This is a genomic window from Providencia sp. PROV202 (genome assembly GCF_028479565.1).
Taxonomy (GTDB): Bacteria; Pseudomonadota; Gammaproteobacteria; order Enterobacterales; family Enterobacteriaceae; genus Providencia; species Providencia zhijiangensis.
The window spans coordinates 18259-36010 of sequence record NZ_JAMPNV010000001.1; the positions used below are offsets into that span (position 1 = coordinate 18259).

Below are 17752 nucleotides of genomic sequence, written 5' to 3' on the forward strand. Positions count from 1 at the left end.
CAGAGTATAACTAATAAACAATAATGCCGTCTTTATAGAATAGTACGAAAATTTATTATTGTTTATGTACGGTTAAGCCAGCAAATGTTTGGCACACTGGCATTAATTCCAGTGTATTAACGTTCATATGAGCCGGAAGTGTTGCCACCCAATAAACTGTTTCTGCAATATCTTCAGCAGTAAGGGCATCCGCGCCTTTATAGGTATTTGTGACTTTTTCATCATCACCTTTGAAACGGACATTTGAAAACTCAGTTCCACCGACTAATCCTGGCTCAATATCGGTCACACGAATTTTTTTGCCCACTAAATCTGCACGTAATCCTAAGGAAAATTGTTTTACAAACGCCTTGGTTGCGCCGTAAACGTTGCCGCCTTTATATGGCCAAGATGCGGCTGTAGAGCCAATATTGATAATGTGCCCGTGATTCTTTTCCACCATACCTTGCAGCACTTCATAAGTCATATTGACTAAGCCTTTGGTATTTGTGTTGATCATGGTTTCCCAGTCATCCGGATTTGCATCAAATGCGGGCTCTAATCCTAAAGCAAGCCCCGCATTATTCACTAAAAGGTCGATGTTTTTTAAGTGGGAGGGCAAATTGGCGACAGCGTGTTGAATGGCTTTTCGGTCTTGTACATCCAGAGTTAATGGATAAAATTTATCACCCAATTCTTGATGTAATGCATTTAATCTTTCAGTTCTGCGTCCTGTCCCAATCACAGTGAAGTTATGCTGAATAAATTTGCGAGCAATAGCTTCACCAAATCCTGATGTTGCGCCGGTTACTAGAATAATCATTAGGTACCTCAGGTTGTTATCGTTGTTTGTTTTGAATCATTCTAACCTTATTATTAAGGGGCTTCCAAGCCCCTATTTAGTTCTTTTACACCGATAAAATAATTAACTTATTTAGCGAGTTATAAGCCATTAATCTGCTTATTTTTAGGGTATTTCAGCGTATAACTTAACGGTAACTCGACGGTTTCTTGAGGTTTAAGCGTTAAATCCCATTCAATCTTATTCTCTGTTTCATCCAATTTTCCGCCTTTATATTCAGGGTTGAGTATTTTAATATCAGTATCTCTGCTCGTTGGGAGCTGGTCGTAAACAGATAGTTTAATGTCATTTTTCCGCGTATTACGCACCTTAATTAAGAAACTTTCTTTTTGCTCAACTGTGGAGCCCATAAAGGACGGTTTTTTACGCATAGCCGCATTATTCACACGAGAAATTTGAATGTTATCATCCACGCCGAATGGAATATCGAGAGTCTCAGTTAATTGCCCTGAATTTACGTAAAAATCACCGACATAACTGTTCATAAAGTAAATATTTGCAGGGCCATTCAGTAAATTCAGTGTATCCCAGTCATCAATTTGTGCTTGCAAATAGACTTCTTCAGCCATTTTTGGTGTTGATGTATAACGATATTTTGCATCAATATCCGCTTGCTTAATGGTAATAGATTTTGCTTTAGGGGTAGAAGCTAAGCTAAAAGGCAATTCGATGTTGTAGCTAAGATTCACGCCATTGGTATTGGTTGACACATAGTTTGCCATACCCGGGCTGCGTTTTTTTACTGTCGAGAGTTCCGCTACTGGCGCAGGTGCTGCTACTTCCATGTCCATGGTCGCGGACATTTTTCCATTCATGTAGCCTTGATTATATTGATCGTAAACTGACAATATCCATGGTGCTAAAAATGGTGGGGTGATATTGCGTGTTGGATTGGCAGAGGAAAGGGTGAGTTTAACTTTATCCCAGTCCAAGCCTGTATTTTGAATGACGTCAGCTTTATAGGTAATATTGACTGGTTTATCAATATCTTTAGCGCGAATATCATAACTTGGAGACCAACCGGCATCGGGGGTAACATACGAGATTTGCATGTTGGCACTCAAATTTTTAGGCGTATCAACCGTCAACACAATTTGCGTCTGCTCACCCATATTATCGGGAAGAATTCCTTCAAATTTTGCCTGCAATAACGCTTGTTTCTCTGTCAATTCATCAATCTGCTGCTGATACCTTAAGTTCTCACTTAATATCGCAGACATTTGCTTGCGAATAAACTCCAATTTAGATGCAGACTGCTCAAGGGATAATGTCGTTGTTTCACCAAAAAAACGCTGATCTTTCAGTAAAGCGAGTTGGTCATCACCCACTTTTATTTTGATATTAAGCGCTGAAATTTGCTTAGTGACCTCGTCTATTTGAGCTTTTAAACTTGCCGCTTCACCTGTGTAAACGGGTTCTACCGCCACGGTTTGCACGTCAATTGAGCGAATCAAAACATCTTCATTATCTAAGCTAATAGAAAGGCTTTTTTGATCAAGATGATCAGCAACATTGGTAAAAACCAGTTTACTTTCGCCTTGCGGTAAATTAACAGTGGCGCTATTCGTTAACTCAGCGCCGCGTAAAAAAATCGTGGCTTGATTGAGCTTAAGAGAGTGCAAAAGCGGCGCTGATTCAGCAAATGCTTGCCATGACGCTAATGCCGATACAAATAAAATTCCTTTGGTGAATTTGCGAGTGACAAACATATTGATACTCCATTAGCTGGATAAATTAGTTTTCTTGATAGTTTTTAATCATATTGAAATTTAATCAGTTGAGATAACAGAATAAGCTTAAAGTAAGATTCTATTTATAAAGAACAATCAGAATGGTTGGCTGATCTTTTAGGTTTGAAAGTAGGGGGAACGCTGAGATAAAACACCCGTTTGCAGGTGTTTTATCTTGTTAGGCTGATGTTATTTACTCTTCGAAATACCAATATCCCTGATTGATAAATTCGGTCAACTCAGCGACAAAAATTGGGTTCTCCAATGCTTCACCGAGTTCATTCATTCCGACTTCCGTAAGCTGGCATAATGCGTCGGCACCCTTTATTTCGGAGGTATTCCAACCATCTGAATTCACGAAGAAATAATCTCCGATGCGCATAACACGCAATCCACTTAGTCGTATCAATTTTTCACCGGTATTCAAAGCGCTCAGTACTTCTTCCGGCTGATACGGTGGTTCTGCAGGGGCAATATCCAGCTCATGGCGAGGGGTGGTTGCAAAACGGCCTAACCACTGTTCAAAATCACCGGGTTTATTGACCATTTCAATCATCATGGCTCGTAGGCGTTCCACCTCATGAGGTTCCATAATTCCCGCATTTTTACTGACTTTCAGATCAGGATCACCATAATTTATTCCGCCCAAATCCTGTTCCAGTGCATAGTCTGCAAAACTGCTCAGCAGATCGCGTCCGGTCGGACCTCGAAAGCCGACAGAATAGTTCATGGTATCTTCGAAGGTAAAACCATCGTGAGGGAATCCCGGCGGAATATACAGAATATCTCCCGGTGCCATTTCTACATCAATAATCGGCTCAAACGGATCGACATGCAATAATGCGGGATGTGCGCAAAATTGACGCATGGGAAGGGCGTCACCGACTCGCCAGCGGCGGCGTCCCATTCCTTGGATGATGAAAACATCATAGTTATCAATATGTGGCCCAACACCACCGCCAGGCACCGAATAGGAGATCATCAAGTCATCAAGACGCCATTCAGGCAGTACGCGGAACGGTTTCACCAGTTCAGCGGCAGGCATATGCCAATGGTTGACGGCTTGCACCAGCAGCGACCATCCTTTTTCGCCTAATTCGCTGTAGTCCTCAAATGGGCCATGGCTTGCTTCCCATTTGTTATCAATAAAACTGACTAGACGGCTGTCAACTTCCGGCTCCATCGCCAAACCGGCCAGTTCATCGGGAGTGATAGGGTCGACAAAATCAGGAAATGCATTTTTCAACACAACGGGTTTTTTCTGCCAGTATTTTTCTAAAAATTCAGGCCAGTTAAGGTTCAGTTTGTTAGCCATGTGACCACATCTATATGAGTAAGTAAGCCAGTCATTATAGAAGTAATGCAGCGGCATATTTTTGTTTGGCGTCAAACTTAGTATTTTGGATGTTCCATTTGCTATTAAATAAAGTATTAACATATTCATAATGCATTGAGGTGTTCTGTCATTTAAAAGCACCGATGACAAAATGGGTAAGGAAGTTCAATCGTCAAAGTTAACAACGTCAAATTGATCCCCGAGCTCACATTAAATCTCACGGAACTTTAACTGACGGACATGAAGCAACGACTAAAAGCTTAACTGGTCATAGATAAAAGGCAGTTTAAGCGATAAACGAATCAACACGATTAACCAGCCAAAATGCTGGATTTCATTATTTCATACTTAGGTTCGCATAATGCATATTATGTTAAATAAGATATATAAACTGATAATACCTTATACCTATCTCTCTCTACTGCTTATCGGGGTTCTTCCATTGAACCCCAACCTACAGATACTGGAAAATTGAAGGATTTTCTAAAGTCCCTTGTGGTGGTACACATGTCAGGTCTACTGCTGAAATTAGTACCATTCGGTTAAAAAAAGTGAATATCGGCAAAGGAAAAGAACGGGTCGAAATATATCTTAATGATTAATTTCAAAGTATTTAGCAAACGCCCTATGCCCTTTTTTACTGATGGTAATTTCTCTATAACCGGCATGTCTGAACAACCATTCTTGTTTTTCAGCATGCACAAGAAAAGCGGCTCCAACTTGCCCACCAAGATGAAAACGTCGTTCGCTCCAATCTAAACACGGACAACAAACCTTTGTTGAATTCTTGAAATTAAGATTGAGCCCCATAGTTCTAAAACTCTCAATACCCAATAACGTAATCTCAGATCCATTCTCAGTGATCCATTCTTTCTGGTTAAGTGAATCAAAAATACGAACAGCCACTTCGCCGGCTAAATGGTTATAACAAGTTCGAGATTTTCTTAAGTTAAGCGGTGTCGTTATTTTGGCTTGGGATACATTGCTTGCAGATAGTCCCATAATACTTTCAATGATATTGGCAACGCCTTCATTCGCAATTTGAAAATAGCGATATTTTCCTTGTGCAATAACCGTAATCAGTTTGTTGTCTAATAACTTTGTTAAGTGGCTGCTCGCGGTTGAGGCTGAAATTTCCGCAACAACGCCCAGCTCCGTTGCTGTCCACGCCCTTCCATCCATTAAAGCACAAAGAATTTTAACCCTCGAACTATCAGAAATAGCCGCTCCAATCGCGGCTATTGAGGATTCTAATGTGGGTTTACCCTTCACTTTTAATATTTTTATGGTCATTCAAAAAATTCTCTACGGCCCAAGGACGCGTGACTAACTCAGCAATATCCACTTTATCGGTAATCAGTATTAATTGATTAGCATGATCGCTATATTGCACTAAAATATTCACATCATGATTCGCTAATATTTGCGCTATTTCGCCTAACTCTCCGGGTTTTTCCTGTCTTAATTTACGAATAATCGGCTTGTTAATTTCAACAGATAATCCCATTGATTCTAAAACAGTTTTCGCTTTTATCCCATCCTCAACAAGAAAATGAGCATGGCTTTTCCCATCGATGGTAAATACACCGCCACCTTCCAAACCTACATGGTTATTACCTAATGTTTTTCCTAACAGTGCCAATTGCCCAGGTTTACCGTCTAAAACCACATGAATATCAAACATTATTGTTTATCCTTTTCAAATGCATATTCTCTAACCATATTAACAATACTGATTTTGTAAAAATCAAAAATCGTTTCTCGACCTTCTTGCTGAGCATTCATGTGCAAAATATTTTGTTTCCATTGCAAAACAGCTAACTCATTTTCCCACCATGACAGTGACAATATCTTGCCCTCGTTCGATAAACTTTGAAAACGCTCGATTGAAATAAACCCTTCAATATCGCTCAATAATGGCTTTAACTTTTCCGCTAAAGATAAATAGCGTTCCTGTTTATTCTGTGCAATACGTGCTTCAAATATCACTGCGATCATTTCATGTCTCCTTGTTAACCGCTAAACAGGTTATCAATCTCGTATTCATGTCACTTCGATAACTATCGAAATGACAAATATTGATGGCAATAATAGCTGTAGATTGCTGAAAACCCTGATCTGTATTTTCCGAAGCCCCCCTAAAAATAATCCATATAGGTTGTTTTTATTTTATTGATTACCCTTTAAGCAATACTCATCAATTCAAAGGTAAACCCTATATGGCGTTAATTTTATTGATCTTCTTTTTAGCGGGATTTGTTAAAGGAGTCATTGGGCTAGGCTTGCCAACATTATCAATGGGTTTATTAACGACGGTCATGGAACCCGCTGTTGCAGCAAGCATTCTGATTATTCCATCTTTCATCACTAATATATGGCAGCTTATGATCGGTGGTAAGTTTTTAAACTTAGCTCGACGATTTTACTTATTTATTATCGCCATTTTTATTGGCACTGTTTATAGCCCATTACCAAAATTGAGCTCAGCATCAGAATGGGTATTTCCTGCACTAGGTCTGGTATTAATCATTTATGGACTGGCCGCCATGTTACTCCCTAAATCGCCAACATCGAGTAAAAATGAACGATGGCTATCCCCATTAATTGGTTATATCACTGGGGTTATTACCGCAGCCACGGGGGTTTTTGTTATCCCTGCCGTTCCTTATTTACAATCATTAAATCTTAATAAAAATGAATTAATACAAACATTAGGTCTCGCGTTTACCGCGTCAACAATTGCGTTATCCATCTTATTAATAAGGGAAAATAGTAGTGAGACTATAGATTATTACACCTCTTCAATTGCGCTTATTCCAGCAATTATTGGTATGTACGCAGGTCAATACTGTAGAAATTTTATTAGTGAAAAAATATTTAGACGCTGTTTTTTCTTTGGGTTAATCGCATTGGGCGTTTATATGTTATTCAAGTAAAAACTTAACAAACTCATCCATATAACTCGGTAATTCATCAAATCTTCGGGCGCAAATATACAATTTGCGCTTTGCCCATTCATCAGATAAAGGAATGATATTTCCTGGATATATTCCGATAAACCGAGATATTACTTGTCTCGGTAAAATGGCATAGCCAAGCCCTTCACTCACTAATTGCATCACCGCATCCATTGTTGCTAAACGCATACGATAATTTAATGTAGTCCCCAAGTTCTGTGCATGATGGTCAATATAATCCTGCAAAGCATTGCCTTGAGAAAGCCCAATAAAATCATGATGGTCAATTTGGCTGAGTGAAAAGATGCTTTGCTCATTTAAATCATTAGATTTAGATAATGGCGCGAAAATAACCAAGTGGTCATCACACAAGAACTTAAATTCCAAGTCATATAATGACGACGGATTTGCAACAATCCCTAAGTTTGCCATTTGATTATTGAGGCTACTGATGATTTTTTCACTCGGCATTTCACGGATCCCAACGCTAATATTCGCATGTTTTTGCAGATAATCCGCTAATTTTTTTGGAAGAAAACCAGCTTGTGCTGAAGAGTTGCATAATAAATCAATATACCCTCGTAGACCTTGGCTGTATTGTCGCAATTCACTGCGCATATGGTCGACTTGCAATAGCACCTGATTCGCATGATTTAATAATGCCAAGCCTGCATTTGTCAGTTTTATTCCCGACGAAGAGCGCGTCAATAATAAAACACCAAGCTCATTTTCCATGCCTCGAATACGTTCACTGGCTGATTGCAAACTTAAATTAGATAAATTAGCCCCTGCTGTAATACTCCCAGCTTTGTGGGTATTTACAAATAACCGTAAATCAACCATATCAAAACGCATAGTCGCTCCGAAAATGTTTATAACCCATACTTAAGGCTAAGTTTTAGCATCATAGCTCATCAGCAAGTCGTGATATCCGCGAATTAGCCTCATCGATGTGACCGCGTAACGTTTTTAAGCATAACGCAAAGTTTTCAGAAAAACAGTCACAATCATTGGCTAAAGCAAAAAACGTCTCAGCTAACTCCAACGCTTCCCGCCAAGTTTCTCCACCGATCCCCTCACGTAATGTTACTGGCCTAAGGGTATTAACGATTTCACCACCCGACTTAGGCGCAAACCCCATCGGTAACATATCGTAAGCTGGTGCAAGATGGTATGGGCGGCCATGACTACTAATAAACGATAAATTACCATGATGCATATCGGTATTGCCGATGAGCATACCGAATGCCCAAAGCCGTGCTGTACTGGTGATAGCATCCGGATGTACATGTTTTTGCTTAACTAATTCATTGACTAATACAGGCCAAGGCTCCCTTGCCCGCCCTACAAATTCTGCATCCAGAGCTTGTAAAGAAAAAAGCCCCCGACGGCCGAGTAAACCAACGCGATCGAAGCGAGGAATTTCAAGGAAGCGTTGTCCTTCAAAATCAAACACCTCTGTTTCTACTCCTAGAACCTTTAAAGCAAGGTGCTCCGCTTGTAGCAGATCACGCCAACGCTCGCTGATAGGGTTATCATCTTGCGCCGTAAATTTTACAATGACATGCCCTCGCTCTGTGTAAGTACAAAACTTTGGTTGCTCGCCGCCTGCGGATGAGCCTGGAGCCTCTCCCGAGCTAACCGCTCGCGCTAATATTGGATACACAGTGGCTCGATCAACAGGAGTTGGTGTCTGCATTTCCAGAAATTGGTTTCTTGCCTGCTCCCCAATTAATAAGTTCCCTACAGCATCATGCCCATGAACGAGTAAGGCTCTTATAATATCGGAGTCTGACCAGCGATCTGGATTTGGCGATATTCCAAGCTGCGCTGAATAGGCGGATGCATAAGCTCGACCAAGGTATCCTTGTGGGCGCATATCGAATAGCCACCATGGTAAACCATCACTATGAAGGCATACACCGTCAACTTGCTCCATAAAAAATCCATCTGGATAAACAGGAATCAACTGACCTAGAGGCCGTAATGTCCCCTCTTCTGTGATGCGATAAATAGGTGCAGAATTAAACCCTCGAAACGTATCACGTAATGCATATTGAATAGAGGATGCAGCTCCAATCCGGACAATATCATCACCTAATGCTTTTAGTGCTCGAGACAAAGTTGGCTGACTAATATTCATAATATCAGTTAGTTGCCTTGCTTTCATTGGTCCGTTACGGAGTAACTGGCGTATCATCTCAGAGCGATTGATCATGGTATTAGCCGCTTAATGAATAAATAAATGAATAGATGTATGAATAGATGTGTGAATAGATAATTTAGCAGCTATTTTCGGTATTGTCATCTTTCTGGGCTATCTAACTTTTACTCTATCAATCATCCTGATATTCAGGATCCTATATCAAAAATTATCTGATTTTTAAAATGAGCTTGATTATTTATATTGTCGTCTATCCCAAGATAAACAAAATAATTAAGGTTTAGATATGATTACCGCTATCGTAAAAGCGACTATTTTAGCTGATAAAAAGATGAACTTAGGTGTATTGCAGACATTTTACAGTATGAATATTCACATAAAGAAACTGGCTGCCTTCAATATGAATCCTTTATTGATGGAGAAACATTTATCACGATTGAGTGCTGGGAAAACCGAGACGTTCTGGATATTCATTTAGCACAAGAACATGTCAAAAAATATGTTCCGTTAATGAAAGCATGCATTGAAGAAACGCAGACAACGCAATCATCTGTCTCATCATTGACTATTTTGGTGTACATTTATCAAAGTAATTCCAAGTCCGAATTTATCGCCATTAGCTATAGGATACTCATTTCAAGGTCAATCATCATGAAAACGCTCACTATTACTCGCGTTGCTGAATTAACCGGCCTTACCTCTGCAACTATTCGCTTCTATGAAAGCAAAGGTTTGATTCAACCGATTGGCCGAAAAGGTTTAACTCGGTTGTATGCCCCTGAAGTTCTTACTCATCTTTCCCTTATTATTCTTGCTAAACAGGCTCAATTTTCACTGGATGAAATAGCAAACATGCTAAAACGCCTGCCAGAAAATGGAATTGAACGCCCTATTTTGCGAGAAAAAATAGATGAAATTGATCAGAAAATCCAAGAGCTCCAAAAGCTTAAACAAGGGTTACAACATATCGAACAGTGCTCAGCAGATAACCATTTACAGTGCCCTAAGTTCCAAAAAATTCTCTCTACCAGCTTAAAACAAAATATCGCAAAATTGGCCAAAAACCTCGCTTGACTTAAAGTTAACTTTAAGTTGTATCATCCGGCATATTCGTTTTCTCCCTCTACTATTGTTGATTTTTATGAACAATAAGGAATGATTATGCCTCGCTCAGTTTTTTGGCTCGCCGCCGCTCTCGCATTATTTACAACGGGTAATGCCCTCGTTCTTTCTGTTGCTGTGCTGATTGGTTCGCAATTAGCGGATGACCCAGCCTATGCAACCATTCCTCTATTGTCACAATATATTGGCTTGATTTTAGCCTCCATTCCCATGGCGCATTTTATGATGCGATTTGGCCGTCGAGCTGGCTTTATGTTGGGAAACATTGGTGGATTAATGGGCGCAATTTTCGCTATTTCAGGTATTTACACTCAAAGTTTTTGGCTATTTTCTCTTGGAACTTTTTTTACAGGTATCGCGATTGGTACAGCTCAACAATATCGCTTCGCCGCTTTAGAAGAAGCGCCAATTGCCCTTCGTGCAAAAGCCGTCGGATTAGTGATGAGTGGTGGTATTGTCGCGGTATTAGTGGGGCCTACATTAGCCATGTCAACACGTACGCTTATTGCACAATACCCATTTATGGGCACCTTCGCAGCGTTGACGATAATTTATATTTTGGCATTTATACTTTTATTAATGATCCCGTTAACCACGCAACATAAAACACTATTTTCTGCAGATGTTCCGCAAGCGCGTACATATTCAAAACTCTACTCCCAGCCATTACTTATTTTAATCGCTTTCGTTAGCGCAATAAGCTATGCATTAGTAGTTTATATGGTTGGAGCATTTCCATTGGCAATGAAAGCTCAAGAATTTACATTCACTTCCATCGCCTTTGTTTTCCAATGCCATATTTTGGGTATGTTTGCCCCCTCCCTTTTTACTGGGCATTTAATCAGCCGTTTTGGGGTAAAGCCTTTCTTGTGGTTGGGAATAGCCTGCCTGATGGTGGCGAATTTATTAAATTTAACGGGGGCCAGTTATACGCACTTTTTAATATCAATGACACTAGTAGGACTTGCCTGGAACTGTATTTTAATTGGCACCACACACTTATTACCGCGAACATACCGCGATCATGAACGAGCTAAAATACAAGGAATGACCGATTTTCTTATCTTTGGTTTTGGTGCTATTGGTAGCCTATTAGCGGGTGTCACTTTTTATTTTGTCGGTTGGCAAGTGACCAATATGATAGGATTTATTGTTGGGGTGGCTATTTTCGCTGTGATGTTATTGCTTCGTCGTAGTATGGATAAAACATCCGAATTGGTTAAATCTTAGTTTAAAATAACCGCCTCGAATTTTAATTCTTCAAGGCGGTTCCCTTCACTATTTCATTTTTGGCAAAAAGCTCACATCCATATAATATTTATTGGCATTATTCTTATCGAGGTAAATTGTGACTGTTTCTCTATCAATATACGGCGATGGGTCAAAATAAATATTTTCACTCTTATAGCGCTTGATTGTATTCGTGCTTTTATCATGCACATCCGCAATAATTTGATATGGCGACTGCTTGTTTATCTGGATCATTGTATTTTCTTCAACCCCAGTAATTTTGACTTGGATTGGAGTGCCTTCACGTAATAAGCGCGTAATTTTCTTTTTGCCTACCATACCAAAAGCAAACGGAACACCACCAATTAATGTAAATACAACGCCGAAAATACCACAGAAAATACTTAACGCATAAATACCAAAGAAGGAATTAATCACAGCATCGTGGGGGTTAGCTGGATCATACAACACATCAATAGATTGCCCTATGCTGCCACGATAGCTACTGCTGCCCATTGAAGAGCGAAATTCAATTTTTTGCTTATCTTGCGTGCTAAATTCAATAATAGGGAAATAACTTTTTGATTTATCTTCAGAAACACTGACATCCAGATCAGTAATAATCCCTGTTGTTTCTACCCCATTTTTTGTCATATTCATGCTGGAATAGAGCGAGAATGCGGTACCAAGCAGAAATAGGATACCAATCACTAAAAAAACCGTAAATATAATATTTTTAATCTTCACCCTTATATTCCTTTAGTTGAGTTTTCATTCGCCTCTATTATGGTACAAATCGATAATTAATTTCAGATAAGTAAGAGCTAAAGGAAATATTTAAGACTGTTTACCCATTCAAAATATTCATTGATGAATAGGTTAAGATAGGAATCTAGAGGTAATCGCCCTCCTTCACTATACGATAATCCTGAAACCCCCTTCCTCCATCCGCACTCCCCAAATAGCTGTTTTACGAAATAATTTGCGAGTAATTATAATTAGTTCAGTGAAATCGACTTATTGAATGATTCTCATTTAATTATATATTGCCTGAATTGATACCTTCCGTTGATAATATGCGCGGTTTATTTTCCATGCATACACAAAATCAACTGTTTTATACGCGGTTTAAAGGATTTTTATATGAAATACAATAAATTAGCAACATTTATCACAACTCTGGCAGTTGCAGGCGTAGCTAACGCGGCAGAAGTTTATAACAAAGACGGCAACAAGTTTGATGTCTATGGACAAGTTGATGTTCGCCACTATATCGCCGACTCAAAAAGTGGTGAAGATGGTGATGATTCACGCGTTCGTTTAGGATTCCGTGGTGATACTCAAATCAACGACCAACTCACAGGTTATGGTCGTTTTGAATGGGAAACTCCAACCAATAAATCAGAAAGTGACCATGAAAACCAAAACCGCTTAGCTTATGCTGGTTTAAAATTCGCTGATTTTGGTTCTTTGGATTACGGTCGTAATTACGGTGTGAACTACGATGTCAATGCATGGACTGATGTTCTCCCACTTTGGGGCGCGGATACCATGGATCAAGAAGATAATTTCATGATGGGTCGCAACCGTAACTTATTGACTTATCGTAATAATAATATGTTCGGCTATGTTGATGGCTTAAGCTTTGCCCTACAATACCAAGGCAAAAATGGCGATCAGAATAAATCCTCTGGTGAAGATGCACTAAAAAATAACGGTGATGGTTATGGTTTATCAACCGCTTATGAATTAGGTTACGGCGTCACCTTAGGGGGAAGCTATGCAAACTCAAGTCGTACACCAAACCAGCGTGATGGCGCTATTGGTGCAAAAGGCGAACGTGCGCAAGTGTGGAACGTCGGGGGTAAATTTGAGTGGGAAGACCTTTACATCGCAGCCATGTATGGCCAAGCACTGAATGCAACTCGCTACGGAGAAGATGATGCCGAAGCTGTTGCCAATAAAACAGAAAACTTAGAAGTTGTTGCGACGTATACCTTAGATTTCGGCTTAACCCCTTCAATTGGTTATAACCAATCTAAAGGGAAAGATCTTGGCGAATATGGCAGCAAAGACTTAGTGAAATATGTGGCTGTTGGCGCAGCTTATGAGTTCAACAACAACATGTCCGCTGTCGTTGATTACAAAATTAACTTATTGAATAAAAATGAGTTCACTCGTGCTCACAATATCAATACGGATAATGTCTTAGGTCTGGGCTTAGTCTACCAGTTCTAGTCTATATCTCGAAAGTGGCGCTATCTTCAGTATTCAAGATAGCGCCATTTCTTTGCTTTTATTCTTATTTTTACTGACTTTGCTTCAGATAGTCATCGTCTTCAAGCACCCAAAGCGGTTCTATATCGCTGTCCTTCTTAATGACTAAAGAAGGATCAGAACGTAAACATGCGCCGCCATAATGCCCACCCACCGTAAATGTACAGACCTGAATATAACGTTCTGCCACTTTCGGTAAACACCATAATTGCTGATAAACATTCTCTTGATGGGCAAATTGCCCACAAGTTTCATCCAGAATATCGTCTTGATGATCAACCAGCCCAATGTTATTACCACAACGCCCTGCGATAGGCTTCACGGCATACCCTGTTTGGCGTAGCTCATCATTAATCTCAAAATCCGTATCCAATAAATATGGATGATGCGGAAATAGTGACCATAGAATAGGTAGGATTGATTTATTCCCAGGGATCACCGTCCATAACGGTTCAAAAACACGAATTTCTGGACGCAACAGCACATCAATCAGCCGGACATCATTATGATGTGGGTGACCGGTTAAAATAGGTAGACCAGAAAGGTCACTTTCGCTCTCTTGGCGTAACTGCTCCAGAGCGGTTTCCCATGCCCATGTTTTCCATACACATTGAAGAACTCGCCCTTCACCATCCACCACTTGACCCGTTTCATTCCAAACCAACTCATCCAAACCATGGATGATTTTGCATTCAAAACCTGCTGCCGTGATGGATTGAGCCATAAATAGCGCGTGATAATCCTCTTCACTATCTTTATCTTGCATGATGTGAATAAACGGTTTTGCAGTGGTGTGTTTCCATGTATCCGTAAGTAACTCTTGCAGTCGTTCACCTGGATTCCAGCCCGCGGTGATATCGCCTACTTTTGACCATTTATTAATAATTAACCCGGTTTCAGTATGGCAAGAAGCTGAATCCGCATTGTATTCATAAACTTTCAATCCACGATGGTCCATACAAAAATCAAGGCGACCCGTCACCATATCATGACGGCGGTTTTGCCATGATAAACGCAAACGTGGCCAGAGAATGTCGGGGATATTGAAAAGTTTCAGTAAGTTGTCGTCTTTAAGGACTTTTTCAGTCGCATGCAAATACATCAAGTGAACTTCATTTGTTGCCTGCATTAGCTGATTTTCAGCCGTGCTGGAAATCGTGAAATATTCGTGAGGGTTGGCATTCAGTTTATGCCCATGGTTAGCCTTTATATAAGCTAATTCAATCGGGTTAGATTCATCTAACCAGCTTTGATTGAAGTTGATTTGGCTACCCAACTGAGCCGCGTGCAGCTCCATTAATTGTGGATTAATTTCAGGTTCTTTATAAGCATACTGGTTATTATCCGTTTGTATCATCCAACCGAGGATCGTCGTATCGGTGAATGTATCAGACAATGTATAACTTCCATTATCGACGCTTAGAGGGAGTTCTCGGGTCCACTGCTGTCCGGCAGGGAGTTTATGGTGTAAAACATTTTGCTCAACAATTCGTACTTTATTATCAATAACTTGAGTAATAATCGCTACATGCCCAGTATGCTCAAATTCACCGCCTTCCGCCCAAATCAGTAAACTTCCTGCAGTGGGTTTCATTTGGCTGCCATTTTGATACGCACGCAATGGCAATATGCCGTCATCCACCACATGACGTAAGAAACGTAATGCAAAAATCTCATATGCCATGCCAACATCGGTGAATACCACACCATAATTGAGATAGAGAAAACGACGAGCGAATTCAACGCATTGCCATTTATATCCCATATATTCATTATTGATATAACTGCGAAACGAGATATCGTCCCGCTCACCCAGATCGGGAATGGAACTGTAATCGGAAGAGTAAATTGCAACACCACCGGGGGCGTAGCCAAGTAAAGTGCCAAACGGTTCGTGTTCTTCTGTCATGACCAGACTCCTATTACAGCTCACTGATATTATTTAAATCGCAATTATAAGGATGCTAATAATCAGTATACGCCTGTCATAATCAAAACACTGCGTTTTTTCATGGCATAAAAAAAGCACCTACTTAATAGGTGCTTTGTGGTGTTGATGTTGAATTTACGACAAAAAACTTGTTAGCGATAACCGCGAGTATGGTTATTAGATGACCAGTTGTAGGTCGCATTGCTTCCCGTTACGCGCTCTTTTTTCTTCTGGGTTCTTAAGGCTTTGGCTTCTTTTTCAACTTCAGCCGAGATTTCGGTAATGATCAATTTTTTGACTTTGCTTTCTTCTGAATTGGTCAACTCGCGCCCTAAACTTTTACGCTCTTGAGCCAGTCGTTGCCTCACCCGCATTCTTTGCGTTTCAGTCATCTCTTGCAGTGTTAGGGTTTTCATGTCATTACTCCTTCGAAAGTTGAAAGACGACTTCCAATATAGCACTTCGTTCTCTTTTCGTCCTAGATAAGGTGCCATCATCCCTATTTAGGAGTATAGTAGCCTTTATCGAAATCCGAATTGATATGAATCATTTTATTTATTATGGAATTAGCGCTCTCCACACCCGAAATTCGCCAGATCCTTGCTTCTGACACCCCAATCATTGATGTTCGTGCCCCCGTTGAATTTCAACAAGGTGCCATGCCATCGGCACTCAATTTACCCTTAATGAATGACGATGAACGCACCGCCGTCGGGATCTGTTATAAACAAAAAGGCTCCAACAAAGCAGTCGAGTTGGGTCATCAATTAGTCTCTGGTGAATTACGTGAAAATCGAATTAATGCGTGGAAAACGGCGTGTCAACAACACCCAGAAGGTTATCTCTGCTGCGCTCGCGGCGGAATGCGCTCCCATATAGCCCAACAATGGTTAAAAGACGCGGGCATTGAATACCCACTTATCAATGGTGGCTATAAAAACTTACGCCAAACGACTATTGATGCAATCGACGAATTAGCTCAGCGTCCAGTCATATTAATTGGTGGTTGTACTGGAAATGGCAAAACGCTATTAGTTCAAGGGCTTGAAGATAGTATTGACCTAGAAGGTATTGCCCATCATCGAGGCTCTTCCTTTGGTCGTACTTTAGAAGCCCAATTTTCACAGGCTACGTTTGAAAACCATTTAGCGGTTTCTATGTTAAAAAAAGCCCCCAATCACAACCGGTGGGTACTTGAAGATGAAGGACGAGCCATTGGGGTGAACAGCCTTCCTGATTCACTACGCCAAGCAATGGAAGCAGCAACAATTGCAGTGGTTGAAGACCCCATTGAGCGTCGAATGGAAAGGTTAAAAGAGGAATATTTTGACCGAATGACCCACGATTTTCTTGCCGCATTTGGTGAAGAACAAGGTTGGAATGCCTACAGCGAATACCTACACCATGGTCTACACGCCATCCGTAAACGTTTAGGTTCCCAGCGAGCGATTGAGCTAACTAAACTACTTGATGATGCGCTGATTGCTCAACGTAAAACAGAAAAAACAGACGTTCATTTCTCATGGCTTACACCACTACTTCATGAATATTATGATCCGATGTACCGCTATCAGTTGAGCAAAAAACAGGATCGAATTGTTTTCAAAGGGACATTTGAAGAAGTCACTGAGTGGGTAAAATCCACCGCTCAGTAATGTTACACATATTCTTCAATATCAAAGTAAGGTGACACTGTCACCTTACTGACCACTTCAAGCCTGTTTAACGTACTCCTGTTTAGCGTAACAGTGCACCCACTAAAAATAGTGAACCTAATATCAAACAGAAGCCCGAACTGACATACCAAAATAGGTCGCTATTACCTTTAAAGCGGCTTTTGATCAGTGGAAATATTGCCGCTCTAATTAAAAATACAGCAGCAATGGCAATGAGAATGGGTTGAGTAAAGGGTAAAGAAAAAGAACCTTGAGCTGCACTGAATGCGTACAACCCCCAAATGGTTAATACCGTTCCGACAAAAATCGCCGTAAATGGTGGGTACCAGTGCCCTTCTTGAGATTGTTTAACGATCCGTTCCCCTGCTCCGAGCCACTTAAATCCAGCTGCGCCCCAAACCAGACACGCAAAATGCAATAGTGCAACAATCCATGTCAACACAGCAGCTAAATACAATGCAGTTATTCCCATTTATAACCCTTTCAGTG

At 40.4% G+C, this 17752-nt stretch carries 18 protein-coding genes; 6 read left to right on the forward strand and 12 right to left on the reverse strand.

The annotated features are described in order from the left end of the window. Nucleotides 1–55: 55 nt before the first annotated feature. The 3 genes from ydfG to PR799_RS00100 all read right to left on the reverse strand — a co-directional run bounded on the left by ydfG (nucleotide 56) and on the right by PR799_RS00100 (nucleotide 3886). A complete protein-coding gene (ydfG, locus tag PR799_RS00090; RefSeq protein ID WP_154603768.1) occupies nucleotides 56–802 on the reverse strand; it encodes a bifunctional NADP-dependent 3-hydroxy acid dehydrogenase/3-hydroxypropionate dehydrogenase YdfG in 747 nt (248 codons plus the stop codon). Nucleotides 803–921: 119 nt separating this feature from the next. Further along, the gene (locus tag PR799_RS00095; protein WP_272520939.1) at nucleotides 922–2550 is read right to left on the reverse strand and encodes a mucoidy inhibitor MuiA family protein; all 1629 of its coding nucleotides are present in this window, start codon (nucleotides 2548–2550) and stop codon (nucleotides 922–924) included. A gap of 214 nt (nucleotides 2551–2764) precedes the next feature. Continuing rightward, on the reverse strand, nucleotides 2765–3886 hold the full coding sequence (locus PR799_RS00100) for a ribosomal protein uL16 3-hydroxylase (RefSeq protein ID WP_272520940.1): 1122 nt from the start codon (nucleotides 3884–3886) through the stop codon (nucleotides 2765–2767). Nucleotides 3887–4377: 491 nt separating this feature from the next. Here PR799_RS00100 and PR799_RS00105 point away from each other — a divergent pair, with 491 nt between their 5' ends. Beyond that, a complete protein-coding gene (locus PR799_RS00105) occupies nucleotides 4378–4509 on the forward strand; it encodes an alanine-tRNA synthetase second additional domain-containing protein (protein WP_272521033.1) in 132 nt (43 codons plus the stop codon). Here the strand turns inward: PR799_RS00105 and PR799_RS00110 are convergent. Genes PR799_RS00110 through PR799_RS00120 form a run of 3 tightly spaced genes read right to left on the reverse strand, consistent with a single transcriptional unit; the run spans nucleotide 4499 to nucleotide 5905 of the window. Beyond that, nucleotides 4499–5200 carry an ArsR/SmtB family transcription factor gene (locus tag PR799_RS00110; protein ID WP_272520941.1) on the reverse strand — a complete coding sequence of 234 codons (702 nt, stop codon included), beginning with the start codon at nucleotides 5198–5200 and terminating at the stop codon, nucleotides 4499–4501. The genes PR799_RS00105 and PR799_RS00110 overlap by 11 nt on opposite strands. Continuing rightward, nucleotides 5169–5591, reverse strand: coding sequence for an amino acid-binding protein (locus tag PR799_RS00115; protein ID WP_272520942.1), 423 nt, complete (start codon nucleotides 5589–5591; stop codon nucleotides 5169–5171). Before PR799_RS00115 ends, PR799_RS00110 begins: the two co-directional genes overlap by 32 nt. After that, entirely contained in the window at nucleotides 5591–5905 is a 315-nt protein-coding gene (locus PR799_RS00120) for an antibiotic biosynthesis monooxygenase family protein (protein WP_272520943.1), read from the reverse strand. Before PR799_RS00120 ends, PR799_RS00115 begins: the two co-directional genes overlap by 1 nt. Before the next feature lie 221 nt (nucleotides 5906–6126). Here PR799_RS00120 and PR799_RS00125 point away from each other — a divergent pair, with 221 nt between their 5' ends. Continuing rightward, entirely contained in the window at nucleotides 6127–6843 is a 717-nt protein-coding gene (locus PR799_RS00125; RefSeq protein WP_272520944.1) for a sulfite exporter TauE/SafE family protein, read from the forward strand. Here the strand turns inward: PR799_RS00125 and PR799_RS00130 are convergent. Continuing rightward, nucleotides 6832–7719, reverse strand: a complete 888-nt coding sequence (locus tag PR799_RS00130; RefSeq protein ID WP_272520945.1) for a LysR substrate-binding domain-containing protein — start codon at nucleotides 7717–7719, stop codon at nucleotides 6832–6834. The two genes, PR799_RS00125 and PR799_RS00130, sit on opposite strands and share 12 nt — an antisense overlap. 49 nt (nucleotides 7720–7768) lie before the next feature. After that, on the reverse strand, nucleotides 7769–9082 hold the full coding sequence (gene yjjJ / locus PR799_RS00135) for a type II toxin-antitoxin system HipA family toxin YjjJ (RefSeq protein WP_272520946.1): 1314 nt from the start codon (nucleotides 9080–9082) through the stop codon (nucleotides 7769–7771). Between the two features lie 597 nt (nucleotides 9083–9679). On the opposite strand from yjjJ, the gene PR799_RS00140 reads away from it, so the two are divergent. Together PR799_RS00140 and PR799_RS00145 are read left to right on the forward strand one after the other, a co-directional pair. Then, nucleotides 9680–10102: a MerR family transcriptional regulator gene (locus PR799_RS00140; protein ID WP_272520947.1), complete on the forward strand. Its 423-nt coding sequence runs from the start codon at nucleotides 9680–9682 to the stop codon at nucleotides 10100–10102. Nucleotides 10103–10189: 87 nt separating this feature from the next. Further along, nucleotides 10190–11380, forward strand: coding sequence for an MFS transporter (locus tag PR799_RS00145; protein ID WP_272520948.1), 1191 nt, complete (start codon nucleotides 10190–10192; stop codon nucleotides 11378–11380). A gap of 48 nt (nucleotides 11381–11428) precedes the next feature. On the opposite strand, the gene PR799_RS00150 is transcribed toward PR799_RS00145, so the two are convergent. Beyond that, nucleotides 11429–12127: a DUF3592 domain-containing protein gene (locus PR799_RS00150; protein ID WP_272520949.1), complete on the reverse strand. Its 699-nt coding sequence runs from the start codon at nucleotides 12125–12127 to the stop codon at nucleotides 11429–11431. A gap of 396 nt (nucleotides 12128–12523) precedes the next feature. On the opposite strand from PR799_RS00150, the gene PR799_RS00155 reads away from it, so the two are divergent. After that, nucleotides 12524–13618 (forward strand): porin, encoded by a 1095-nt coding sequence (locus tag PR799_RS00155; protein ID WP_272520950.1) that lies wholly within the window; start codon nucleotides 12524–12526, stop codon nucleotides 13616–13618. 70 nt (nucleotides 13619–13688) lie between these two features. Here the strand turns inward: PR799_RS00155 and gss are convergent, their stop codons facing one another. Both gss and PR799_RS00165 read right to left on the reverse strand, forming a co-directional pair. Beyond that, complete coding sequence (gene gss / locus PR799_RS00160; RefSeq protein WP_272520951.1) at nucleotides 13689–15566, reverse strand: bifunctional glutathionylspermidine amidase/synthase; 1878 nt, start codon at nucleotides 15564–15566, stop codon at nucleotides 13689–13691. A gap of 173 nt (nucleotides 15567–15739) precedes the next feature. After that, a complete protein-coding gene (locus PR799_RS00165) occupies nucleotides 15740–16003 on the reverse strand; it encodes a DUF3811 domain-containing protein (RefSeq protein ID WP_132495964.1) in 264 nt (87 codons plus the stop codon). Nucleotides 16004–16147: 144 nt separating this feature from the next. Between PR799_RS00165 and mnmH the strand changes: the two genes are divergently transcribed. Further along, nucleotides 16148–17242, forward strand: a complete 1095-nt coding sequence (gene mnmH / locus PR799_RS00170) for a tRNA 2-selenouridine(34) synthase MnmH (protein ID WP_272520952.1) — start codon at nucleotides 16148–16150, stop codon at nucleotides 17240–17242. A gap of 82 nt (nucleotides 17243–17324) precedes the next feature. On the opposite strand, the gene PR799_RS00175 is transcribed toward mnmH, so the two are convergent. Further along, complete coding sequence (locus tag PR799_RS00175) at nucleotides 17325–17735, reverse strand: hypothetical protein (protein WP_272520953.1); 411 nt, start codon at nucleotides 17733–17735, stop codon at nucleotides 17325–17327. Between the last annotated feature and the right edge of the window lie 17 nt (nucleotides 17736–17752).